Origin of the sequence: Alteraurantiacibacter palmitatis (assembly GCF_037154115.1) — a bacterium.
Classification (GTDB): Bacteria; Pseudomonadota; Alphaproteobacteria; order Sphingomonadales; family Sphingomonadaceae; genus Alteraurantiacibacter; species Alteraurantiacibacter palmitatis.
The window spans coordinates 114567-138054 of sequence record NZ_JBANRO010000011.1; the positions used below are offsets into that span (position 1 = coordinate 114567).

Consider the following 23488-nt stretch of genomic DNA (forward strand, 5'->3'; position numbering starts at 1 on the left):
CCGACAGCCTGGACGATTTCCGCGTTACCAGGCACGATGCCTGTTCGAGAGAAGTGCGGAGCGTTGCCGGTGAAAGGTGTTTTCGAGATCAGCGGCAATTCGCGCTACGACGACCTCATCACAGAGCGGTATCATTTCCCCTCGCAATATCTTCCTCAAGCCCGCCAGCTCGAAAACGACTGGATCGTTTACCGCGAAACCCGCGTATTGGGCGGCCGGATGGCCTACATCGCGACTGCTTTCGTTGAGCGGATCGATCCCGATGAGGCCGATCCAACCCATTACTACGCGCGCGTCAGGGACTATCTACCCTTCGATGATGTGGTCTCCTACCGCGATAAGGACGGACGCTTTGCCGAACGCTTCCTGCGCGAGATGGCCCGTCCTGGCGATGCCGGAAGGACGCTGCGCGGCAATTCGGTGCGCACGCTCGATGACGATGATTTCGTCGCCATCGTCAATCAGGGCCTGAGCGAGACACTCGACCCGGACAACCGGATCAGGCTCGAGCTCGACGAGCGGTACATCGACGATGCAACCGCCGCGCTCCTTGCCGATGATTTTGGCGAACGCCGGATCGAGCAGATCCTGGTGAACAAGAAAATCCGTGCCGCCAGTTTCCGCAATCAGGTTCTCGACGCTTATGACAGCACCTGCGCCGTCACGGGATTGCGGATCATCAATGGTGGCGGGAAAGCCGAGGCACAGGCGGCCCATATCTGGTCCGTCGCCGATGGCGGACCCGACGTTGTACCCAACGGCGTGGCACTCTCGGCTACGGCCCATTGGCTGTTCGACCGGCATCTCATCACATTCGACGATAACCTGTGCCTGCTCGTATCGCACAACAAGGTGCCGTCCGACCTGTTGAAGCTTTTCCCGCCTTCAGGACAGAAGATCAGGCTTCCGGTCGATCCGAGGGATCACCCCCGTCCGGACTTCGTTGCCAAGCATCGCGCGCGTTTTGCGGGGTTCTGATCAGGTAGGATCAGACCGCGCGCCCGAACCAGATGACACGGCCGACCACCTGAATTTCGGACCGGTCGACATCATCCCAGCTGGGATAGGCCGAATTATCGCTGCTGATGGTGATCTTGCGGCCACCGGGCTTGAGCGTCACGCGCTTGACCACCAGCGCATCGTCGGCGCGCAGGACGTAGATGCCGTCACGTAGCCGCGAACCCTGGTCCGACGCATCGACGAGCACTTCGTCGCCATCGCTGAGTGTCGGCTCCATGGAGTCGCCCAGGACATGGATGATCGAAAGGCTGGCACTCTTTGCTCTGGTGAGCCTAGCAAGCCAGCGTTCGTCGAAACCGAAGCGGGTATGGGCGGTCTCGCTTTCGGCAATCGCTCCGAAGCCCGCCGATGCATCGACATTAAGTACGGGTATTTCGATCAACCCGTCGCGCATGGGCGCGGGCGGTCCGCCAAGAACTTGCTCATCGACCCCGAAGAAGCTGGCAAGCGTGCGCCGGTCATCATCGTCCAGCTTGCGCGGTGAGCCACGCTTGATGAATTGCTGAATATAGGACGAGTTTCGTCCGATCATCCGCGAGATCGAGGAATATCCGAGCCGACGCTGCTGGATCAGACGATCGAGCTCCTCTCTGACGTGTTCCATCGTGTCGTTCCTTCTGACGGTCTCAGGAGAGAAGGAAATCTCCTAGACTCGATGGAACCTTCCTACTAAGAACATAACGGAAACACAAGTGTTGAGTGAGTCGAGGAAGGCCATGAAATTGCTGGATCGCATTGAGCGTCATCTGAAAGAATCGCACATGTCAGCGACACGGTTCGGCCGCCGCGCTGTTGGCGATCCGCGCTTCGTGCTTGATCTGAGGGCTGGCCGGAGGCCGCGTAGAAGAACCGCCGAAAAGGTGGAACGCTACTTAGCAAATTGCGACAGCGTGCCTTGCTCCGCGCCCAAATTCGAAATAGAACATATCAAGAACACGCAGTGATCCGCCGAAAACGTCGCGGAAGGGGTTGTTCGAGCGGAACGAGTCAAGCAGAAGATCAGAAAGGGGATGGCGCGTGGACACTCAATCAAATCGGAAGGCACGCGGCGCGTTCTTCACGCCTGCCGAGATTTCCCGCTACCTAGCTCAATGGGCCATCCAGTCCGCCAATGATGTCGTGCTTGAGCCATCATGCGGGGAAGCGAGCTTTCTGCTTGCCGCTGGCGAGCGGTTGCGCGCACTCGATGCTCGCCCGCTGATCTGGTCGAGCCAGCTTCACGGTGTCGAGATTCACGAGGACTCGGCGATCGCGGCTCAGGCGCTCTTGCGGGATGCTGGATTCGATGCGTCCGTCACGGTGTCCGACTTTTTCGACTTCGACGACCGCCAAAAGTTCGACGCCATAGTCGGCAATCCGCCATTCGTTCGATACCAGCAGTTTTCCGGTGCGGCGCGAACCAAGAGCCTCGAGGCTGCGCTAGCGCAAGGCGTTCGCCTGTCCGGCCTCGCAAGTTCTTGGGCCGGGTTCGTTGTCAAGGCGGCACAGCATCTTTCAGCAGACGGTAGGCTCGCGCTCGTCTTGCCTGCCGAGCTGCTGTCGGTCAGCTATGCTGCCGAGGTCCGCAATTTCCTGCTGCGACGCTTCGCGCGCGTTCGGCTGATCATGTTTGAGCAGCGCGTCTTTCCCGAAGTCTTGGAAGAGGTCGTATTGCTGCTTGCTGAAGGCACTGGCGGCGCGCAGTGCTTTGAGGTCTATCAGACGCGCGATGCGCAATCGCTTAAGGCGGTCGATCTCGCGCACTGGACAGAGCATGAGCCAGCGGAAGGCGAGAAGTGGACACCCGCCCTTGTCGCCAAGAGCGCCTTCGCAACGTATCGCGAGGTTGCCGCCCGTTATTTCGAAGAGCTAGGCGTTTGGGGTCGCACCTACCTTGGCGCCGTGACCGGCAACAACAAGTACTTCACCCTCACGGCGGACGACGTGCGTAAGAATGGCCTGACTCAAGCCGACGTGACGGCAATCTCACCGCCGGGATCGCGACACATGCGCGGCCTGACGCTGACAGAGGCGGCATGGAAGGAACTGCTGCGCGACGGTTCGCGGGCGCTCCTGTTCTATCCAGGCGAGAAGCCGTCTGCTGCTGCATTGCGCTACATTCGCGCGGGCGAGCAGGCGAATGTGTCGGACGCATACAAGTGCCGCGTTCGCTCGCCGTGGTGGCGGGTGCCGCTGGTCGAGCAACCTGACCTGTTCCTGACCTACATGAACCATGATCGCCCGCGCCTCGTCACCAACACTGCAAAGGCGCAGATCCTCAATTCGATCTATGGGGTGCGGCTCATGGACGGTCGCCGCAGCATCGGTCGCGATTTGCTGCCTGTAGCGACCCTGAACAGCGTGACACTGCTCGGGGCAGAAATCGTCGGTCGTGCCTATGGCGGTGGCTTGCTCAAGATGGAGCCGCGCGAGGCTGACCTATTGCCAGTGCCGTCGCTCGATCACATCAAGTCGGTTGAGACGGAACTTCGCGCAATCAAGCCACAACTCGCGAAGCATCTTCGGCATGGTGACGTAGAAGCAGCCGTGCAGTCTGTAGATGCCATACTATTGGCAGAAGTGGCGAACAGTGATCTAAAGGCCCTTCGTGCAGCGCGCGACGTGTTGTTTCAGCGTCGCCGCGCGAGGGGGAAAAATGGCGAGGATAGACGATCTTCTTAAGGCGGCATTGATCGAGGCTGGCGACAAGCCCGCCGACACGGCGAAGTCGGACGAGAAGAAGGCCTACAGCGAGAAGATTTCCGCGAACATCGCCCTCGCCGTGGCAGAAGAATTGCGACAACGGGGCATGAGCGAGGCTCGTCCCGCACCTCCCGGAGAGCTGGGAGGCTCTGGCGCAGAACGTCGGATGGCTGGTGGCATCGGCGCCAAGAAGGTCGACGTGACGTGGTCGACGGAAGAAAGCGGGTTGATCCTCGGCATCTCGATCAAGTCGATCAACTTCAAGGACAACCGAACAAAGAACTATCAGAAGAATTTGACCAACCGGCGCGGCGATATGCTGATCGAGGCCGTCACGCTGCATCGCCGCTTTCCGTATGCCGTTCTCGGTGGCCTGTTCATCTTCGATGCCGGTGCGGCAACGGACAACACGCCCAAGCGGCGCTCGACGTTCGAGAATGCGCATTCGCGCTTCCGGTTATTCACCGGCCGCGACGATCCAGCTGGCCGAGATGAGCAGTACGAAGCCTTCTATTTCATGCTTCTCGATGCCTCGTCGCGGCATGCCAACTACACACTCTATCGTGTCGGCAAACATGATGAAAAGATCGAAATCCATGATATGATTTGCGAACTTGTTGAACGGGTGGCGGTGAGAAACCCCGATTTTTACGAGTACGACGATGGCAGTTTGAGAAGCGTCAATTCTTAGGAACGCAGCTACCGTTTCACAGTGCTTCACTGCAAAGGGATTAGATTATCTCGAAATCCATTGCGCGCCTTGACTGATATCCCTTGAGGTACTCCAGCCTCCAGCGCAAATTGCTCCCACTTGGATAGCGCCAAGCGGAAGTCGCCGATTATCGATTTTATTTCGCTGGCTTTCAGGTCGGCGAACTTTCCAAATTCCAGCAGATCGTCAAACTCAAAGCCGTCCGTTTTGCCGGCCAGAGACATCTGATGCTCGTTGGTCCAGTCCCCGTCAGGATTGTAGGCGTAGACGACATCGAATGCGGGCGAGAGGCTCCAGCGACCAGAGCTATCCATGAGGAAGGCGATGTTCTTGGTGTGGTCGTCCTGGTTGCGAATGAAGACATTGAGCAGCGCGCGGCGCACCTGCTCCTTGATCGCTTCGCGTCCGAGGCCGAGCATGCGGATGGTTTCGATCGCCTGCTCGTAGCTATATGCCCGAGCGAGGTTGAAATCGAAATGGCGCATCGCGCAAAGCGACTGCATGTGGAGCTTCTTGCCGTCAGGGGTGCGATCGAAGCGCTGGGTCATGAAATGTGCCCGCCCGCCTTCTTCGTGCAGGCGAGAGCGAGCCATGTTGATGCCAGCCTCTCGGGCTAGCAGATAGCAAGCGTATTCAAGGCGGCCGAAGCCCATCGGGTCGGCGAGTTCCTTGTCAGCATTGCCCGACACGCCGTCGAACTTGACCAGCCATTGCGTATAGCCGGGCCCTGCAGTCAGCTGCCCTGAATGGAATTCTCCGGTCTCCTCATTCCAGGCGAGGACGGCCTTGGCCCGGGCGCCACCAGCAGAGGTGCCGACGCGCAAAATCTCTTGAAGTGCGCGATGATCATCTTCACCCTTGAGCACACCGGCCAGTTCTTCACGCGCAGCAATGACCCTGTTGGCGAGCTCGACAAGCGGAGCGATATCAACGGGCCGACCCTGTTCACGGCGCTCACCGGTAGCGGGCTCGAATTCGAGCGCGCCCATGCCTCGGCGACCGGTATAGCAAAGGCGCTCGACCGGATCGAAGCTGTCGGCTGTGCGGCCCTGCTCGGCAAGCCAACGGTTGATCAGGGCGTTACCAAACTTGTCGGGCAGGCTGTCGGCCAGCATGCCCGGCAGTCCTTTGAAGGTCTCGTGATTCAGCGCGGGAAAGTCGTAGACGCCGCTTCGTAAGGGCATTGTGAGTGGGGCGACTTCGATGCCGCTGCGACTGAATTCCGGAGTGTATTCGAAAACCCCGACATCGCGATCCTCATCCCATAGGACGGCACCGATCTGACGACCCCAGAGATTGACGACGGCACGCGTCATGGCGCCTCGTCACCCCAGCTCCATTCCTCGCCAGCCTCGCCTTCAGAAGACTTGCGCACCCTTTGCCGCGCCTTGCCGGTGTCGGACCGGGGATCGAGCGGGCTCAGCTTGGCGTCCGGCATGACATCCAGCAGGCGGTTTTCGATTTCAAGTGCACGCATTATCCTGGCAAGGCTGTCGATGGTCCCGCCATTGCCGGCTTCCAGTCGGGCGAGCGTTGAACGCGAGATACCTGCCATTTCCGCAAGCTCGGCCTGCTTGAGATTGCGTGATATGCGATATGCTTCGATCTGCTTCCCGAGGTCGGATAGCAGCACCGAGAGCGGGCGCAGATCTGGTGAATCATAATGTGGCATTATCGAGACATTATCTCCAATATGGAGCGTTGTGTAGCGATTTTGCGTCTTTACATGAAGTCACTTAATGTGTCAATATCGAGACGTAAATTGGCTTATCATCGATAATGCATCAAATTTGCTACTTTATATAGGTCGGAGTGATGGAAAATGGATGACGAGAAGGAGCAAAACGACCAGACGGACTGGAAGGGCATACGAGAGATCGACCGTGCCATCTCCGAAAATCGACTCACGTCCTACTCATGGAAGAAGGCCTGGGCCGACCCATGGGGGCGGGTTGGCTTCATTGCATTCGCGATCCTTCTCATAGCATTCATCATCTATGTGGTGATCTACGACTTGGTGCTTTGACCACCTACCATTCCTTTACGTTGTCGGCAGCTTCCTCGCTTGCGCCCGTGGCGCCCTGCGTTTGGAAGTCCAGGTAACCTCGAACGGTACCAATCCTTCCACGACCCTGCTGGCGAACCCGCTCGACCTCATCCGTGATGTCAGACCGATCAGGAGCATCGGGCATTGAGGGACCACCCGCAGAACCTACAGCTCCCCTAGCTCGCACCTGCCCAGCACTCCCGATCCCGGGGCGGCTGACAGGAGCGAAGTCCGGCAATGAAAGGTCGGCTTCGATGTTGTCCTGCAGCCGATCGGCATAGCTTTCGACAAACCGAGATTGCAGCTGCTGGCCGCGCGCGCTCATCTGAAACTCGATGTCGTCGAAGCGCACCGGCCCGTAATAGTCGCGATTGGCTTCCATCTCGGCCATGCCCCATTCGCGATAGGCCTGGCTCAAGTTCAGTGTGCCTGCGGCGCTGTTGGCCTCGTACCAGCTGGCCTGGTTCTCGAGGCGGCTGGCCATCTCTTCGGCCCGACGCGCCTCTCGCGTATAGCTCTCGGCTTCGGTCAGCGATCGGCTGAGACCCGACGAGCTGGTCGACACTTGCGATACCGAGCTCGAGCTCGTCTCGCGCAGGAAACCTTCACGCGTGTTCGACCAGTTGCGACTGTCGGAAAGCTGGCGCAGCGTTCCCATGATCCTGCCGCGGTCTTCCGAGGCGATCCCGATATCGCTGTCCGTCCAAGTCTGATTGCGACCACCCCGCAAACCAGCAGACGCCTGTACCGGCCCCCTTTCTCCCTTCAGACCAATTCCAGCGTCACCATTCAAGAACCACGACACGGTAATGTCGTCGGAGGCGCGCCGGGAAAGGCCGAACTGCTGCTGGAGCGTCCTTGAGGCATTGTCGACTTCGCTGAATGCCGTGCCAATGCTGTCGTTCGTGCCGACGCCACTGACCGTATCGGAGCTCTGACCCTGGCTGTAGGCGTTGCGGATTTCGCTGAACCGGGTGAGCGCAGAGCTCGTCGATTGCTGGGCGAGGTTGGCATAGGTCTCGCTCTGCGTCCGGCTCTGGCTCGCCATCGTTCCGAGGCGGCCGGTGAAGTCCTGCCCCAGTGTCGGTGTGAACGGATAGCTTGAATTCGGGACAGCAGCGAACTCGCCGTCGGGGAAGCTGGTAGTCTGCGTCCCGCTATCACTGAAACCGCGTGTCTGTGCCGCGCCATAGGCAATGTTAGGTGCGAGGTTGCCCTGAACAAACTGCCGCGAAAACACCGTTGAATTATCGATGTTCGAGTTGCCTAGCGAGACATTGCCGGTACTGGCTTCGCGTGCGGCCTCTTCGGCCGCGTTCTGGCTCGGGTTGAGATAGCTCGTCGCCTGGCCCGAGATCGCCAGCGCCCCGCGCGCCACCCCGCCGGCAAGGAACGGGATCGAGGCGACGAGATAGCCCGCCAAGATACCGATATCGCTGTTGACGTCGCTCATACCGGCAAAGGTCGCGAGGCTGAGGCCAGTGCTACCGCCAGCAGCTGCGACATCGCCTGCACCTTTGAACATCAGGATCATGTGCAGGATCACGAACAGTGGTCCCCACGCGGCTAGGTAGAAGAAACCGGTGACATAGCCTCTCAATGCAATGGGGCCTGTCCGCGGCATCAGGAACAGCGGAAACAGGACAGGGAACAGCGCGTAGAACACCACCGTCAGCACAACATTGAGGATCGGGACCCATTTCATCGCGTTGTGCGCGATCGAGGAATAGGTCCGCTCGGTCTGAATATCAGCCCGGGTTTGCGCGAAGACGTCGATGCTGCCGGTGCCGCTCGCCCCTGCAAAGCCGTGCATGGCCTGGTTCATGGCATTGATCGTCAGCACCTGGCGGAAAATGTCGCTCGCGCTGCGCGAGATGCCGGTGAGATACTGATAGGCAATCGGGAGGTCGGCCATGAGCTTGGCCTTGGCGAGCGCTTCGGTCTGGCGCGGATAGAGCTGACGCCCCGCAACAAGCGTCATATCGTCAATGAGGCTCGCCCATTGCCCCGAAAGCGCGGTGTAGGCTTCGCGGCAGGTTATGATCGAAGCCGTCACGCTGTCGTCGGCCTGCCGAGCCAGGAATTTCTGCGCGCGCGCCGCGCTGCCCGGTGCAATCGTCGCCCAGATGTCATCGCTCTCGGACAGCTCCTTCATCGAGTAGCGGCCGAGCAGCAGATCGTAGAACACGCATTGCCGGACATGCTCGTCGAAGTTCGCGGCAAACTCCGGATCGGAAATGCGCAAGCTGCGCGTCGATTCAAGCAGCCGTGCGCCGTAGATCATGCCGTTCTTCGAGTAGTTGAGGTCGTCCGGCAGGCCGAAAACGAGCTCGGCAGAGCGGGTCAGATAGTCCCCCGCCTGACTGGTGAAGCTTGCCATCAGGGCAAGCCCGAGCGGGACATTGGCCACCGTTGCCGGTGCAAGGCTGGGATTGACCCGGTCGGTTACATGGACGTCCATGCGCGGCACCATCAGGCACATGTAGATGAGCGTCGCACCAAGGAACCAGTTGAGCCAGGCACGCCAGTCCTGGTTGAACGCGACCACTATGACCGCGAGCACCATGCCCATCACCAGCGCGACCTGAATGAGGCTTTTGTAGCCGCCCGCACCTGTCCAGGCGGCAACGGCGTTGAGGACATTGACGATGTACTCGCCGCCGCCGACCGTGAAAATCTCGACCATGCTGCCTGACCCTTATGGAACGATGGAGCGGGACTGCATCCCGCGCGACCAGTCGAGCGCGGCTGCCATCGAGGGCGACATCGAGGCGGCGAGCATGTTCTCGATCATCGCCGTCTTCTCGATGATCTGCATGATCGCCGAGACCCGCGCCTGTCCGGTCGCTTGCCGCTGGGCGAGGCTTGACCGGACCTCGGCGACCTGAGCGCGCCAGATCGCGAGTTTCGCTTCATCGGCCGCAATGAAGCTCGCCATCGAGCGTCCGGCCTCTGCGGTGATGCGTTCGAGGATGGCATAGAGGAGATCGATGCTGGCGATCTCGGCCAGAGTATCGCGGTCGTCGGTTGCCATCCCGCGTCCATAGGCCGCCTGCACGGTGAGGATCTTGTAGAGCGGCACCGATGCCACCTGGAGGAGCTCCTTCTCCTCGTCGCCGATCGCGGTGTCGCTGCGGATGGCCTCCACCATGCTGCCGATGAGCCGGGCAACGCGGGGCCGGATGGCCTTTGCGCTCGTGAGGCTCATCTGCTGGAAAGTGGGGTTGAGGCACTGGTCGGGCTCGTCGCACTGGAACACCCGCACCGACTGGCCTTGCGTCCCGTCGAGCAGCGCGGTGACAAGCGTCGAGGAGGCGTCGCCTGCGAAAGGAACGAACTTGCCCGGCTCGTCGTCGCGGGGCGGCACGTAGATCACCGTGCCGATGAGCGTCATCGCATATTCGGCGAGGTCGCGGTCAAAGGTGCCACCGGGGTTGAAGAAGGCGCTCTGCTTGAGGACATGCCATGTGTAATTGCGCGGCACACCGGGATTGACGTCGGCATAGTCGGCGCCCGCGCTCTCATTGGTCGAGGCACGCTGGCCGCGCGTCCCGCAACCATGCTTGGCAGCGGCATAGTCGGTGAAGATGCCTTCGGAATTGCCGATCGCTTCGCAGATCGCCTTGTCGGCGAGATCGCCCTTGGGCCAGACGCCGCCTACCAGCCCCTGCGCCATCTCGCAGGAATTGATCGAGAGATTGTTCATAAGCTGCGCCTTCTGGCTGAACTCCTGCATGATCTTCGAGCACTCGGGGCAGACGGTGTCGATCGCGAGGCTGAAGGCGAACCCGACCGCATTGTTGGCGACGGCCTTCAAGAGCGCGACCATCTCGCTCGCGTTGATGAAGGAGAAGGACCCGGCGAAGATATCGATACCGCCGCAACCAGCGCGGGCACGCGGAAGCTGGAGATTGGCGATGTTGGTCGTCTTTTGCGGGAAGCGCGTCCAGACATTGCCAAGGCTGTAATAGCCCGCCGACTGTCCTTCGAACGCGCTCGGCCCTGTGACATTGGCCGCAGCGCCCATGTCGTCCATGAAACGGTCCATGCTGTCGCCGACGTTTGCGGCGACGGGGGACGCAACCATGCTGGCGGCAGCTATGGTGAGCGCTGCATTGCGGATGCTAGTAATCATGTCCGGCTTCCTTCGAGGTGAGGAGGTAGATGCGGTCCTGCAGCTCGTCGGCCGAGAGCACGCCGTAACCGATCGGGATCGGGCGCCTGGCCACGCTGTCCCACAGCACGAGCGCCGGGGTGATGCCGGGCTCGAGCCCCATGCGCGGCCGCTGGCCGCTTTCGACCTTGTAGTCGGGGAAGTGCCGGGACGGTCCGCCATCGGTCGAGATCGCCCGGACAGTGATATGCCAGCGGTCCGCCACCGAGCGCACGATCGGGCTCATCACTTCGCACGCGCCGCAGGTCTGGGCGAAGAAGTAGAACAGGCCATAGCGCTCGGAGAGCCTGGCCATCACCGCATCGCGGTCGGCAGCGCGCGCGTCCTGCCATTGCTTCTTGGCGAGCGCGCCGACCGGCCGTTCGAGCGTGTAGTCGAGCTCGGGATCCTGCCAGATCGCGCGCTGCCAGACATCGGAGAACAGCGAAGCCCGGTCGAGCTGGGCACGCTGGAAGCGGATATAGGCGGTGACGTTTTCCGGCGTCGGATAGAGGATCGCGCGCGCCTTAAGTTCGCGCAGTTCGCCCGTGACCGCGTCCAGCTCCTGCGTGGCGGTAACCTGGGCCGGTGGCTGCGCCATCTGCGGCTCCTCTGCCGGCAGCGGCCTGACACAATAGAACCAGTAGCCAAGCCTGCGTTGCTCGCAGTAGAGGCTGTCTGCCGAGGCAGCTGGCTCTGCCTGGCGCGCTTCCTGCGCAACTGCCCGAACGGGAAGCAGTGCAGCGAGACCCATGGCCAATACTGGGAGGGCCAGCATCGGCAGTGATTGGCGGCGCGTCATTGGCCACTCCTTGCGTAATAGTCTTCGATTTTCTGCTGGATGAGGATGCTGGTCTCGAGCTCGTCGGGGAGCCGTGCAGCCTCGGTGAACTCGGCATAGACTTCGGAAAAATCCATCTGGCTGAGGTCGAGCCGGGCGAACTCGTCGAGAGTGAACCCCTCGCACTGTTCTTCCTTGGGCTTGTCCCAGGGCTTCGGCAGCTGGCGACGGCCCTGTTCCTGCAGGATCCGCGAGAGCTTACTCTCGAAGCAGCAATAGACCTTCTTCTTGGTCAGGCACACGCCGAGGAACTTGTCCGAACAATAGGTCCCCACATAAGCGCACAGCCCCTGCGCATCGCGTTCGTGGAGCAGCACTTCCTCCCGGCTGCAGCCGAGCGCGACCAGCAGGCTGATGCCGGGGATGAGCGGGAAGCCCTTGCCCTTGCAGCAGTTGAGCACGCCGAAAACCTTGGAGGAGCAGGTGTTGCGCGTGCCGCGGAACAGCGTCAGCGTTTCAGGATCGAACTGACCGCGGGCCTCGTCCATCGCGTGCAGCGCGGTGACGGCATCCTTGAACTCGTCGTTCGCAGTGCGCTCGATCGTCTCGCAGCTGCCGTCGATGCAATAAACATCGCCGTCGCAGACATATTGCGTGCCCCCGCTATCGCCTGCTGCAACCGGGCACTCGTATACGCGCTCACTGGTCGAGCATGGCGTATCGTCGGTGAGGCAATCCTCGCGCAGGAAGCGGCAGCTCCCGTTCGCTTCGAGTTCGCTGCAGTCGTTTCCTGCTGTCCGACGCGCGCAGCTATAGCTGCGCTGCCATGCCCAGCAGCTTTGCGTGACCTCGACCCCATCGACGATACGGGTCTGCGGAGTGCTGTCGGTGCAGGTCTCGGCATCAAGCGTGCATTCGCCATTGTCGAGGAAGGACGAGCACTGGCTCTCGTTGCGCGTCGTGGTGACGACGTTCTCGCTGGTCACGGTGTAGGGCGTGGCACCCGGCACCGGCTCGCTGCAGCTGACAAGGTCGACGCGCAGCGTTCCGTAGCAGCCCCAGTAATAGCCCGAATAATGGTCGTAGCCGCACGGGATATCCCAGGACTGGACCACGCGGCACTGCGGTCCTTGGTAGTGATCGCAGGCATAGGGGCTCGATGGATCGACCCCGGTTCCGGCGATGCAATAGTAGCCGTAGACATCACGGGCCTCGACCCTGGTATCGAGCGTGACCTGGCAGGTGCCTGTCTCGCGTGTTGCGGTAAAGCCGGTGTTGCAGGTGGCGGTATAGGTTCCCGCACTGGCAGATCCCGGCGGCAGCGGCACGCAGGCACCTTGCCTACCGGTGACCGACATGCCGCTGGTGTAGTCGAGCGGGGTCTCGTTGATGGTCCGGCTCCGCGCCAGCATGTCCGCGATTTCGTCCGGGTCGAACTGCGCGCGCGAATCCATGCTGTCGCGGATGGTCCGCATCGGCGTGCTGGTCTTCGCCGCGCTGCGTCCGCGGGCCTCGATCTGGTCGGGATCGCGTGCAAGATCCTGCAGGTCGCGCGTCGCTTGCGGATCGAAATTGGGAACGCGCGCCGCGTCGGGATTGGTCGTTGCTGCCTCGCGCGACTCGCCCAGCAGATCGGTGGCAAAGTCCTTGCCATCGGCCCTTGCAGCATCGCGGGTCTGAGCGTGAATGGAAGCCGCGCTTGTGAGGGCGAAGAGCGCGGTAAGAAGATGGGCGAGGGTTTTGCCGGTCATGGCCGTTCCTCCCTCGAGAGCTGGCGCAGATGGAGACGGGCAAGCTCGGCGCCCGGACCCTTGCCCGATGCAAAGGTCTCGAGGACTTCGCCCACGCTGATATTGCCGGCGATACGGTCGTGCGGCGGCACCTCGCTGGTGCAATCGAACCCGTCGCAGAGACTGAACTCGGTGCTCAGCATGACGAAGCTCGGTGCGGCCTCGATGTTGAAGGCGCGGAACAGCCTTGGATCGATGCCGAGCGAACCGGCCGCGTCGCGGCTGCTCCAGATGGCAGCCAGGCGCTTCTTGAACGCCTCGCTGTTTCCTTGCGGGAAACCGCGTAGCACGGTGACGCCTCCCGCCCTGGTCATGTCGTGGACCAGCGCCTTCAGCGCTTCGGGCGGCATCGACAGGCTGGCAAAGGCAATGAAGCGGGGGGCTCCCCCGAGCGATGCCTTCTCGGCGGCGGCTTGCCCCGCGATCATCGCGTCGAAGTCGAGGACGGCGTCGGTCTCGATTGCCTTGATGCTGTCCGCGTAGGCCGTGCGATTGGCCTGCGCTTGCGCCTGGATAGTCTGTGCGTCTTCGGTCAGCGCCTCGGCGCGTTGGCGGACATTGGTGCTGAGCGCCTGCGCATCGTCGGCATGTTCGGCCGCGCGCTCGCGGATCGCTTCGAGGTCGATGCCTTCGGGCGCACCCTGGGCGAGAGCGAGGCCACCGAGGGTGACGGCAAGGCCGACGGGTAAAAGGAGGAGGTACTTGTTCATAGCGCGCAGCAGTTCCGCTTGCGCCAGACGAGGTATCCCATGTCTTCACCGATGGCGGGGATGACCTGTCCGGCCGATTGAAAGGTGGTGGAGGCGCCGATGGGCGGGCAGGCGTAACGGCCCGAGGTCGCCGGGTTGGGGTTGGTGGCCTGGAAGCGGTATTGCTGCTTGCGCATCACCGGCATCAGATATTTGCCGCACAGGCCCTTGGACCCCATCGTTCCCCACGAGACGAGTTCGCGGTGAAGCTTGTAAGCAAAACGCGAGAGCACGAGGCGCGAGGCCTGGACGTGTCCGATCGAGGCCGAAACGTTGCCGTTCATCGGATACATCGACCCCTGGCAGCCCGCGCACCAGAACATCTCGTCGATCGGCAGCTTTGCGGTCGAGGCGACGCAGTCGGCCGCACAGGCGGCGAGCGCCAGCGGGTTGGCAAACAGCACGGCCTCGGGGTTGATGATCGCGGTGAGCTCGGAATCCTGCCACAGCGGATCGATCTCGGAGATGTAGAGGATGTCGATCGAGCCCGATTCGAGGCACAGGAAGTCGGCGACAATCTCCATCCAGTAGATCAGCGGATAGGCATACCAGTGGACATGCCAGCTCGAGTAATACTGGCTCGCGCCGCCCACCGCCGAAGGCCCCGAAATCGAGCGGAAGCCGATATCGAAGCCCGGATCGAGCTTCATTCCCCCGAGATTGACGAAGCACCAGGGCTTCATGCTGACATCGGCAAGCCGTACCGGCTCCCAGAAGCCCATGGCGATGCCGGGCCGAATGCCGCAGAAGCAAAGCGGCGAATTGGGATTGTCGGGATCGGGCCTGCTCGACGGCCAGATCTTGAGGCCCCCGATCGAGATCGGGAACAGGCACGACCAGCAGATATCGGTGATCGGGTTGACGAAGCTCCCGGTGCAGCGGCCGGGACCGGCATCCGCCATGGCGGGCGTTGCGGTGGCGAGACCCAGAATGGCGGCCAGAACGAGCGCCAGCTTTCTTAAGCGGGTCATTGGGCTGTCCTCCTTTTCGGTGGCAGCGCGATTTCGCTGATCTCGAGCAGGCGGCCCTGCTGGCGGACGCGTGCAGGCACCGACCTGATCCCGAACCTTTCCGTAAGCTTGCCGCCCTGGTCGAAATAGAAGCGGCGCTGGCGGGCCTTCATCAGCTCGAGTGGCGCGCCCTTCACCAGGATCAGCTTGGCATTGGCGGCCTGCTTGAGCGCCCAGGCGAGCTGGTCGGGATCGTCGCCGTCGAGGAACAGGAGATCGGCGCGAAGGCCGACGCTGTCGAGCGGATTGACCCTCGTGCCAGCGGCATGGATCAGCTCGCCTTTTGCCCCGCGGATATCTGCAGCGAGCGTGATCGTCGGATCGAAGTGCCATCGCCGCGCTTCGTTGGCCCGGACGATCCCCGCGACGGGGTCAGGGCGGCCCACCCGCGCGATCGTGCGGCGCTTCAGGTCTTCATTGAGCCGCGCGGTCTCGCCCGAACGTTCCATCTGCGTCAGGCGCGAATGGATCTGTTCGAGGAGGTCGCGCTCGATCACGGGAAACACCGTGCCGCGCTGGCCGTAGTCGCGCGCCAGTGCATGGGAGGGACAGAGCAGCACTGCAATGAGGGCCGCAGGGAGGATGAGCCTGCTCACAGGATCGCCCTCCCGCTGCCGAGGATCTGGCCGCGGCAGACGAAGCCGATCTCTGCATAGCGGCTGTCGAGGCCGCGGGGATGGCTGGTCCCGGTGTAGAAGCAGCCGTCGGGGATCGGTCCTTGGGGGCCTTTGTGAAGCGCAATGCCGAGACGGGTCTCATCGAGCCGCGCGGCGATCTTGCGACCGTTGATGAAGACCTCGTGACCGCGGTGGCTCACGACATCGCCCGGCACGCCGAGCACCCGTTTGCCGAAGAGCTGCGCGCCTTTTCCGAAATGCACTTCAACGAGCCTGCTTGCCGGCGGCTCGAAGAAGATCAGGCTGCCGCGCTCGATCCGCGCATGCTTGTCGAGCCAGAAGGCCCAGTTGGGCAGGCTCGGGCTGGCATTGATGAGGAAGGCATGGTCTTTCGCGAAGGCGTCGACCGCGCCCCATCCGAGCGGCAGCAGCACCAGTCCGGTCAGGACAAGCGGCCGTTTGATCGTGCGGACAAGACGAGAGGCAAAATGCGTCACTGACGGCCTCCCTGCCCAAGCTGGCGGGCGATCCGCATGCGCAGTTCGTCGGTGGCATCGGGGGCATCGCCTGCGAGCACCGCTTCGCCGACCAGCACCACGCGGCCATCGGTTCCCATTTCTGCAACGGCGCGTTCGGAAGCCTGAAGGAAGGCGAGCACGCGCGCCTGGCTTGCTTCGGGATCCTGTGCCCCGCGCGCTTCGGCATCGACGAAACCCGCGATGGTCTCGGCAAGCCGGACAGTGACGATCTGCTGGCGCGGTTCGGACAGTTCGCGGCTGACCCAGGCTGCCCAGAGCAGTGCGATCACGAGCGCGAGCACGCCAAGAATTCTCAGCAAGAGCGTGCGATTAAAAGATTGTAATCTGCGTGTGTCAGTCACGGTTTGCCTCCCGGGCCGGATGGTTGTCGAGATCGACCGCGAGCCGCTTCAGGAAGCGCGGCATGCGAAACAGCGTCACCGCACCTGTCAGGATGAGGAAGCAGCCCTTGAGGTCCTGGCTGAACAGGCTGCGGCGCAGGCCGTCGGCTTCGAGATATCGATCCGACAGATTGGCGAGCTGGGTGAAAAGGGCGCCAAGGTCCCAGCCCGCAACGAACAGGAACAGCGCGAGCGGCATTCCCAGCACGATCAGCAGCGAGCTCGCGGCAAAGCGCACTGTCTCGATGAGGACGAAGCAGCTCCCTTGCAGGAATGGCATCAGGCTGCGGAGTTTGGCCGGAGGGGTCCGGTCGGCGAGATGCGAGACCATCATTGTCCGCCTCCCGCCACGATGCGGATGGCATCGGCGAGGCTGTGCCCGCGCCGCTCGCAGTCCTGGATCGCGGCATAGGTGTCGGGATCGGAGGAGTAGATCGTCGCCGAGAAGGGATCGAGCACGAGCCGGCCGACCGCCTCGGTCTCGGGACCCTTGATGAAGACCTCGCTGTACTCGGTACCCGAACGCTTGAGGCTGCGGATCAGCGTCTCGGTGCGGTCGTCCATGTCGAGCCGCGCGTTCGCCCTGAAATCGGCGATCGTCTCGGCCTTCTGCTGGAGCACCAGCATCCAGTCGCTGTTCTCGAGCGCAGCGCGCGCGCCGTCGGACTTGTAATAGTCATTGAGGGACTGGGTCGCGGTGGCGAGCGCGCCGCCATACTTGCGCGCCGTGCGGGCATAGGTCTCGACGAACTCGCCCATCGACCCGCCCTTGAGCATGGCCCAGGCCTCGTCGATCAGCAGCAGTTTCTTGGTTGCCCGCGACGAGCGCGTCATCGCCTGGCTGGTCATGAACATGATCGCCGAAAGGACGACGCTTCGCAGTTCCTCGCGGGACGCGAGATCGCTCATCTCGAAGACGGTGAAATCATCGTCGAGCGCGAAGCTCGCCTTGCCTGCAAAGAACCCGCCGTAGCTGCCGCCGCGGCAGAAGGGCGCGATCGCGGTGGCGAGATCGCGGCCCGCCTCGCTTTCCGAACCTTGAAGCGCATGCGCGACATCGTCGACCGATGCGCCGCTTCCCAGAGCCTCCCAGGTCGCAGTCACGGCCCGGTCGATCAGTCCGCGTTCGGTGTCGCTCGGCGCGGTGCCGGGTCGCGCCATCTGGCCGACGATCGCCTTGATCATGGCGAAGCAGTCGAGGCGGTAGTCCTCGTCTTCGTGCGCGCGGGCATCGTCGACCATCGAGAAGGGGTTGAGGGAAAAGCCCGAGGCGAGCGTGAACTCGACGAAGCGTCCGCCCTGCAGTTTGACCGAATGCTCGAAGCTGCGTCCGTCGTCGATCACCACGACCTTGGCGCCTGCGCCGCGCAGGGCGGCGCAAAGCTCCTGCAGCAGCACCGACTTGCCCGAGCCCGACTTGCCGCAGATCGCGATATTGTGATTGCCGGCAGTGTTTTCGAATGGCGACCACCAGAAGGGCTGGCCGCGGCGGCCGACAAGCAGGAGATGCGGGATCACGCCGCCGAGATATTCTCCCTGCATCGGCGCGATATGCGCCGCCGTCGTCGAGAGCATGGTCTTGAGGCGCTTCAACCGCGCCATGTCGTCGGCGAGGCCATCGGCAAGGCTCAAGGGAAAGGCAGCGACGAGGCCCTGCAGCTGGAGGAAACGCTCGTCGGCAAGATCCCAGCCCGCTGCCTTGTAGATCGCCTTGATGATGCGTTCGTGCGCGTCGCCCTGGCCGAGCGGCGAGATGCTGGTGAGCCCGTAGAACAGCTTCACGAGCTTCTTGCCGGCCTGGAGTTCGGTCTGGACGTGGCGCCATTCGGCCGACTGTTCGGCGAGCTTGGGTAAGAAACGCGCGCTCTTGGTCTGGCTGAGGCTGGTTGTGCGCATGAACTTGAAGCCCGCGCGCGCCGATGCGGCTTCCTGGTCGGGGTAGACCAGGCACAACATGGTCGCTGTCGGACAAGGGAAACGCAGCTTGTCGGTGAACATGTCGCCGATGAGCCGCGCACATTCCCAAGGTGCCCAGCGCTCAGGGGTAGAGCGCACGGCATAGTGCCGCACGTCGAAATGGTCGGGATAGCATTCGCCGACTTCGGGATTGCCCTCCTCGTCGCGGCCCGTCTCGCGGAAGCGCTCGGTCCTGAGGATCAGGCGATCGTCGCCGACCTCGAGCTCGATGTCGCGGCGGATCGCCTGGACATCGAGCGTGTCGTGGGGGTTCCACGCATGGATGTCGGTCTCGTGCGCGGTGGTTGGTGAGGTGAGCTCGTCGATCAGCGCCAGCAGTCCGCCCGGACGCAGCTCTTGCGCGTGCAGTCCGAGCGAATGGAGCATGCCCATCAGCCCTTCGCGGCATTCGGAGAGTTCGGCATCGGTTACGCTGCCGGGCACTGGCACGCCGAGCGAGACGATCAGCCGGAGGTTGCGGGCATGGAAGGGCGCATGCGCCGAGCCCGAGCTCCAGACGAGATCGTAAAGGCGTCTGGTGCGCGCCCTGGCGATCGCCTCGTAGATCCCGCCCTGCTCGTAGCGCGGAGCGAACCAGGGGCCGACCACGCTGCCGATCCGCGGCGATGCGAAGTTCAGGACCTGGAGGCAGGCGCCCTGCGGCAGGCCTTCGGAGAAGAACTGGCCGAGTATCTCGCCGGTCCGCTCGTCGGCCCCTATCAGCGGGGTGACTTCGAGCACGAAGCCCTTCGAGCGGGCGTTGCGGTAGAGCTTCGCCCCCTCGTCATAGACCCGGTAGGGCAGCCAGTCCGAGAGCATGTCGAGCCCGAAATGCGCCTGCGGCTTCTCGGGGCGTGCCGTGTCGGCAAACAGGCCCCGCGAGAGTGCGTCGCGCGCAGCAGCAAGGGATAGCGTCACTGGCTCTCTCCTTCGGTCATGTCAGGGTGGGGGACCGGCTCGCGGGGAGGGGAAAACGAGCCAGGTCCCCCGGCTTCCGGCGCGTCAGCGCCGGGCATCGCCGGAACGGGCTGCGAGGGGATGAACAGCTGTTCCGGCAATGTGTCTGTTGGTTGGAAATCGGTTGCGGGGTTGCCCTCGCGCGTCGCGGCAATGGTCGATGCCAGCGAGCGCAGGACTTCGCGGCGGCCCTGCGGGGCGCGCCAGCCTGTCCCTGCCTGTTCGGGCAGCGTCAGGTGAACGACGCGCGCCTCATGGTCGCGGCCCGCCGCGTCACGGTAGGGCGTCAACACGATCTGCAGGCGGCGAACCGCTTCATCTGTCGGGGTCACCGTCCGATGCGCGCCAGACGTGTCGGCCTTCTCGATGCCGGTCGCCCCGGCATCGATTGTGGAGGTCGGCGCGCAGGTCCCTTCGGGAGCACGGCAGGCAAAGCTGCCTTTCACATTGCCGCCAAGGCTGGCGCAGCCACTGGCCAAGAGGAGCGGCGCAGCGAGCACCACGGCGCGAAGGATCGGAAGCCGGCTCATTGCGCCACTCCCTTGGCTTCGGCGACGAAGCGGCGGATCGCTGCGGCATCGCGGTAGCCATGAAGCACCGCCCCATCGCGGGCACGCACGACGACCGGAGTTCCGGCAAACCCGTTGGCCTTCGCGAAGGCTTCGTTGGCATCGAGCGCCTTGGCGTCCTTGCAGGTCTTGGCACTCGCCGGAGCCTGCCCGGCATAGGCCGCATGCAGCGCCTTTGCCGGATCCTTCGCGCACAGTACCGCCTCCGAAATCTTGCGGCTTGCCGCGCCGAAGATCGAGATCGGTCGCTCTTCCACATGAACCTTGGCCTTGGCGAGTTCGGCGGTCAGGCGCTGGCAATATCCGCACTGGAAATCCGAGAAGACGACCAGGCGTTCGCCCTTGGGGTTGCCCCAGTGGATCGCGCCGGCAGCCGGAAGCGACGAGAGGTCGACATGGTTGGCGGCCGCCTGGACAGGCGTTTCGTCGCGTCCCGCCGGCGCATCGCTGGCTACGCGCGCCGCACCGGCCGCAAGGAGGTCGGGATTGAGTTCGAGCAGGCGGGCGGCGGTCACGTCGCGCCGTTCTTCCATGTCGTAGAGACGGCCCACGAAAAGGTAGCGGGCGGTCTCGTCGATGTAGAACAGCGTATCGCCCGAGACGACTTCGCACCAGGGGCCAAGCGTGTCGCAGCTGATCGCATCGATCGGGGTCTTGGGCAGCCGCAGTTTCAGTGCCTGCGCGACATCGCTCGCCATCCCGGCGGCGCTCGCAGGCATCGCAGTGACGGCCGAGACGCCGAGCGTCAGCACGGCGGCGGCGCTCGAAAGGGCAAGGGCAAGGTGGGCGGCGCGGGCCTTCAGGCCCGGCCGGTGCTCATTGTAGTTCATTTGGAAGGGCTCCTGACGTGGACGCCGTCGAGAAAGACGATCTCGACCTCGATGCCGGTCGGCATCTCGACGACGGGTTGGTATTGTTCGGCGCGTTCGATGAGGTATCGGCTGACGGTGTCGGAGGCTTCGCCGGCACCCTGGCCAAAGCCACCGGCGAGGATGTCGGTCGGCGACAGCGCCTCGCGCTGACCGTTGGCGCCGACAGGCTGCGTGAAGATGCCGTTGGCGTTGGCGGAAAATCCGCGCCCGAAGCCGCCAACGATCCCGGCCAGCAGTGCCTGACTGACGAGGCTGCCTTCGCGGCTGACCACGCGGCCACGCACACCCGACTTTCCGGCAAAGGAGATGAACCCCTTGACCTCGCTGACCGCGAAGCGGCCACCGGGCTGCGCGCAGGTCATGCGCACCAGCTTGACGTAGACCTTCTCGGCCGAGAGATCGCCGCGCGCCGCGCCATTGACGAGGCAGCCGGTAATGTCGGTGGTGAGCAGCTTGTTGCCGCGCATCACCGAGCGGGCCGGTCCGGTGATCCGGAGCACCACGGGAAGCGGATCGCTCTGGCTGGCAACGCCGGTCGAAGCATCGACACCCACTATGACCGTTGCCGGTGCGTAGCTGTTGGGCGGAAGGTAATCGCGGCTCGCTTCGAGCAGCAGGGCTGGCGCAGTCTCTGCCGCGCGCGGCTTGCCGTCCTTGCCCGGCTCAGCGCTGAAACTCATCAGGCTGAGCTGTCCGCCCTGCGCTTCCGGCGCTCCTTGCGGTGGCTGGACAGCCCCGCCGGTGCCGACGCCGGGGCCATAGGCCGGTGGCGGCGGCAAGGGTGGCGCGGCGGCCGGTGCCTTCGCAGCGTCGCTAAGCTGTGACCGCAGATTGGCATTCTCGGCCGAGATCGCGTCGATCGCCGCCTGGCCGTCGGAGCGCATCTGCGCGTTCTCGCTGCGCAGGGCTTCGAGTTCCTGTTCGATCTCGGGGCGCGGGATCTGGGCCTGCTGCAGATCCTTGATCGCGCGGCCCTGTGCATCGAGCCGGTTGCCGTAGCTCGCGACGAATTCGCGCTGCGAGAGATTGCGATTGACGAGGCCGCCGGTGTCGATTGTCGCCGCACCATTGGCATCACTGCCGCCCTCGTCGCCATCGCCGCCGAAGATGAACATGCCGCCGCCGATGAGCGCGATGGCCCCGATCCCGGCGAGCAGCATCTTCTGGCGCTGCGCTATCTGCGAATTGAGGTTGCGCCGTCCGCTTTCGCGCGCTTCGGGCGAGCCCGGCAGAGGCCTCTTTTCGGCGTCCTTCTGTGCTGCCTCGGCCATCAGTCGAGCCCTCCCTTGGCAAAGACAAGGAAGGCACTGGTCGCTTCACCGGGAGCGAGTGCATCGCGGCCATAGGCAAAGGCGAGCGCGCCTGCGGGACCCTCTCGCTCGGAGCCAAGCGCAAGGCTCTCCTTGCCGAGGTTGCGTACGAGAAGGCGCTGTCCGGTGAGTTCATCACCCTGGTATTCGGCGACCAGCTGGACCTCGATCCCGCCGGTACGGCGCGGAGCAGACAGTTCAGCGCGGGCAGTGAACCCGGGCAGGACGGCATCGCTCGCCATCGCCTCGATCAGGCGGATTGCGGCGTCCTCCGGGCCGGTCTCGGTCTCCCACTCGGTGGCCGCAGCTTTAGCGAGCGCGGGATTGGTGATGAAGAGCTGGGTCGCTTCCTCGCCGCCGAGGCGGCAGGCAAACTTGTAGACGTAGCCCGCCTTGCTGGTCGCAAAAAAGCTGATCCGGGCAGCGGCAAATTGCGGGGGCACGGAGATATAGATGTCCCCGCGCACCGGCTCGTGCGTCACCTGGAAGTCGTTATAAGGAAAGCCGCTCGCGATCTTCGAGACATTGGCAAAGCTATCATCGATGAGCGCGATCCGCGTGAGTTCGCCGCGAGCGAGCTCGCAGTCGATGGTCGCATTGTCGGCCGCTTCGACGAACTGGTCGGCATGCGCCGGGACCGGCGCGAGCGCGAAGGCAAGCACGGCGAGGCCTGTCAGCTTGAGCCCGGGATCTGGGCGCCTTGCCGCTCGACACGCGAAACAGCCAAGGCCCGTTCCGGCAAGCGCAGCAGCGAGGGGAGATGGGAGAAGGCTCATTGGCCGGGTTCCTCCTTGTCGGTGGGAAGTTGCTCGAAGCCGGCGAGCGCGAGGCTGAGGCCACGCTTCGACCAGCGGAAACGGAAGGAGCGGCGCTGGCTTGCGATCACCTGCGCGCCGACAAAGGTCTTGAGCGTGCCAGTGACGGTCGAGGTCAGGGCCTTGGGATCGACATGCATTTCCGCGATCACGAAGGCCTGGCTGATGTCCGAGCCGCGCTGTTCCTCGACGATTCTGACGAGCTCGGCCTTGAGGCGGCCGTGTGCGGCGGGATCGGCGAGCTTCAGGATGTTCGCCATCCAGTAGTCGAGGCTTTCTGGGGCCCGGTTGAGGAGCATCAGCGCCGTGTCGCGGGTGACGAGCTCGAGATAGGGCGCGTCGATCCCGCCGCTCGAAACGGTGATCCGCTCGGCGGTGATCGGCACCAGCACAACCTGCTCGTCGCGGGTGACCGCGGCGCCGAGGCTGACCAGCGTGGTCAGGCCCAGGACACCTGCCAGCACGGCGAAGCGGTTGCGTTGCCGCAGGTAGGTCTGCGCCTGTTCGTGCGCGAATTCTGCTCGCATGG

The 23488-nt window shown here is 63.3% G+C and carries 24 protein-coding genes; 5 read left to right on the forward strand and 19 right to left on the reverse strand.

Features of this window, described 5'->3' with window-relative positions:
* Positions 1 to 69: 69 nt before the first annotated feature.
* Complete coding sequence (locus WFP44_RS13620; RefSeq protein ID WP_336927116.1) at positions 70 to 978, forward strand: HNH endonuclease; 909 nt, start codon at positions 70 to 72, stop codon at positions 976 to 978.
* A gap of 10 nt (positions 979 to 988) precedes the next feature.
* Here WFP44_RS13620 and WFP44_RS13625 read toward each other — a convergent pair whose 3' ends face one another.
* Complete coding sequence (locus WFP44_RS13625; RefSeq protein ID WP_006832465.1) at positions 989 to 1624, reverse strand: S24 family peptidase; 636 nt, start codon at positions 1622 to 1624, stop codon at positions 989 to 991.
* Positions 1625 to 1736: 112 nt separating this feature from the next.
* Between WFP44_RS13625 and WFP44_RS13630 the strand changes: the two genes are divergently transcribed.
* The 3 genes from WFP44_RS13630 (at position 1737) to WFP44_RS13640 (ending at position 4393) form a co-directional block, all read left to right on the forward strand.
* Entirely contained in the window at positions 1737 to 1964 is a 228-nt protein-coding gene (locus WFP44_RS13630) for a hypothetical protein (RefSeq protein WP_336927118.1), read from the forward strand.
* Between the two features lie 73 nt (positions 1965 to 2037).
* A complete protein-coding gene (locus WFP44_RS13635; RefSeq protein WP_336927119.1) occupies positions 2038 to 3681 on the forward strand; it encodes an HsdM family class I SAM-dependent methyltransferase in 1644 nt (547 codons plus the stop codon).
* Entirely contained in the window at positions 3656 to 4393 is a 738-nt protein-coding gene (locus tag WFP44_RS13640) for a hypothetical protein (protein WP_336927120.1), read from the forward strand. Before WFP44_RS13635 ends, WFP44_RS13640 begins: the two co-directional genes overlap by 26 nt.
* Before the next feature lie 26 nt (positions 4394 to 4419).
* On the opposite strand, the gene WFP44_RS13645 is transcribed toward WFP44_RS13640, so the two are convergent.
* Positions 4420 to 5730, reverse strand: a complete 1311-nt coding sequence (locus WFP44_RS13645) for a type II toxin-antitoxin system HipA family toxin (RefSeq protein ID WP_336927121.1) — start codon at positions 5728 to 5730, stop codon at positions 4420 to 4422.
* Positions 5727 to 6086 carry a helix-turn-helix domain-containing protein gene (locus tag WFP44_RS13650; RefSeq protein WP_336927122.1) on the reverse strand — a complete coding sequence of 120 codons (360 nt, stop codon included), beginning with the start codon at positions 6084 to 6086 and terminating at the stop codon, positions 5727 to 5729. Before WFP44_RS13650 ends, WFP44_RS13645 begins: the two co-directional genes overlap by 4 nt.
* A gap of 150 nt (positions 6087 to 6236) precedes the next feature.
* On the opposite strand from WFP44_RS13650, the gene WFP44_RS13655 reads away from it, so the two are divergent.
* Positions 6237 to 6440, forward strand: a complete 204-nt coding sequence (locus WFP44_RS13655; RefSeq protein ID WP_336927123.1) for a hypothetical protein — start codon at positions 6237 to 6239, stop codon at positions 6438 to 6440.
* A 4-nt stretch (positions 6441 to 6444) separates the two neighbouring features.
* On the opposite strand, the gene WFP44_RS13660 is transcribed toward WFP44_RS13655, so the two are convergent.
* The 16 genes from WFP44_RS13660 to WFP44_RS13735 are packed head-to-tail and all read right to left on the reverse strand — an operon-like array spanning position 6445 to position 23486.
* A complete protein-coding gene (locus tag WFP44_RS13660) occupies positions 6445 to 9147 on the reverse strand; it encodes a conjugal transfer protein TraG N-terminal domain-containing protein (RefSeq protein ID WP_336927124.1) in 2703 nt (900 codons plus the stop codon).
* 12 nt (positions 9148 to 9159) lie between these two features.
* The gene (locus WFP44_RS13665; protein WP_336927125.1) at positions 9160 to 10596 is read right to left on the reverse strand and encodes a conjugal transfer protein TraH; all 1437 of its coding nucleotides are present in this window, start codon (positions 10594 to 10596) and stop codon (positions 9160 to 9162) included.
* Positions 10586 to 11416 carry a conjugal transfer protein TraF gene (locus WFP44_RS13670; RefSeq protein WP_336927126.1) on the reverse strand — a complete coding sequence of 277 codons (831 nt, stop codon included), beginning with the start codon at positions 11414 to 11416 and terminating at the stop codon, positions 10586 to 10588. The genes WFP44_RS13665 and WFP44_RS13670 overlap by 11 nt, the downstream gene beginning before the upstream one ends.
* On the reverse strand, positions 11413 to 13146 hold the full coding sequence (locus WFP44_RS13675; RefSeq protein ID WP_336927128.1) for a conjugal transfer protein TraN: 1734 nt from the start codon (positions 13144 to 13146) through the stop codon (positions 11413 to 11415). Before WFP44_RS13675 ends, WFP44_RS13670 begins: the two co-directional genes overlap by 4 nt.
* Positions 13143 to 13895 carry a type-F conjugative transfer system pilin assembly protein TrbC gene (gene trbC, locus WFP44_RS13680; protein WP_336927129.1) on the reverse strand — a complete coding sequence of 251 codons (753 nt, stop codon included), beginning with the start codon at positions 13893 to 13895 and terminating at the stop codon, positions 13143 to 13145. The genes WFP44_RS13675 and trbC overlap by 4 nt, the downstream gene beginning before the upstream one ends.
* Entirely contained in the window at positions 13892 to 14905 is a 1014-nt protein-coding gene (gene traU, locus WFP44_RS13685; RefSeq protein WP_336927130.1) for a conjugal transfer pilus assembly protein TraU, read from the reverse strand. The genes trbC and traU overlap by 4 nt, the downstream gene beginning before the upstream one ends.
* Complete coding sequence (gene traW, locus WFP44_RS13690; protein ID WP_377922756.1) at positions 14902 to 15540, reverse strand: type-F conjugative transfer system protein TraW; 639 nt, start codon at positions 15538 to 15540, stop codon at positions 14902 to 14904. Before traW ends, traU begins: the two co-directional genes overlap by 4 nt.
* Complete coding sequence (locus WFP44_RS13695) at positions 15537 to 16058, reverse strand: S26 family signal peptidase (RefSeq protein WP_336927131.1); 522 nt, start codon at positions 16056 to 16058, stop codon at positions 15537 to 15539. Before WFP44_RS13695 ends, traW begins: the two co-directional genes overlap by 4 nt.
* Positions 16055 to 16399, reverse strand: coding sequence for a type-F conjugative transfer system protein TrbI (locus tag WFP44_RS13700; protein WP_336927133.1), 345 nt, complete (start codon positions 16397 to 16399; stop codon positions 16055 to 16057). The genes WFP44_RS13695 and WFP44_RS13700 overlap by 4 nt, the downstream gene beginning before the upstream one ends.
* A gap of 34 nt (positions 16400 to 16433) precedes the next feature.
* The gene (locus WFP44_RS13705) at positions 16434 to 16814 is read right to left on the reverse strand and encodes a hypothetical protein (protein ID WP_336927135.1); all 381 of its coding nucleotides are present in this window, start codon (positions 16812 to 16814) and stop codon (positions 16434 to 16436) included.
* Positions 16811 to 19354 carry a type IV secretion system protein TraC gene (traC, locus tag WFP44_RS13710; protein WP_336927136.1) on the reverse strand — a complete coding sequence of 848 codons (2544 nt, stop codon included), beginning with the start codon at positions 19352 to 19354 and terminating at the stop codon, positions 16811 to 16813. Before traC ends, WFP44_RS13705 begins: the two co-directional genes overlap by 4 nt.
* Complete coding sequence (locus tag WFP44_RS13715) at positions 19351 to 19923, reverse strand: hypothetical protein (RefSeq protein WP_336927137.1); 573 nt, start codon at positions 19921 to 19923, stop codon at positions 19351 to 19353. The genes traC and WFP44_RS13715 overlap by 4 nt, the downstream gene beginning before the upstream one ends.
* Positions 19920 to 20792 carry a DsbC family protein gene (locus WFP44_RS13720; protein ID WP_336927138.1) on the reverse strand — a complete coding sequence of 291 codons (873 nt, stop codon included), beginning with the start codon at positions 20790 to 20792 and terminating at the stop codon, positions 19920 to 19922. The genes WFP44_RS13715 and WFP44_RS13720 overlap by 4 nt, the downstream gene beginning before the upstream one ends.
* Positions 20789 to 22105, reverse strand: a complete 1317-nt coding sequence (locus WFP44_RS13725) for a TraB/VirB10 family protein (RefSeq protein ID WP_336927139.1) — start codon at positions 22103 to 22105, stop codon at positions 20789 to 20791. The genes WFP44_RS13720 and WFP44_RS13725 overlap by 4 nt, the downstream gene beginning before the upstream one ends.
* Positions 22105 to 22920 (reverse strand): type-F conjugative transfer system secretin TraK, encoded by an 816-nt coding sequence (locus tag WFP44_RS13730; protein WP_336927141.1) that lies wholly within the window; start codon positions 22918 to 22920, stop codon positions 22105 to 22107. Before WFP44_RS13730 ends, WFP44_RS13725 begins: the two co-directional genes overlap by 1 nt.
* The gene (locus WFP44_RS13735) at positions 22917 to 23486 is read right to left on the reverse strand and encodes a type IV conjugative transfer system protein TraE (protein WP_278328916.1); all 570 of its coding nucleotides are present in this window, start codon (positions 23484 to 23486) and stop codon (positions 22917 to 22919) included. Before WFP44_RS13735 ends, WFP44_RS13730 begins: the two co-directional genes overlap by 4 nt.
* Positions 23487 to 23488: the final 2 nt, after the last annotated feature.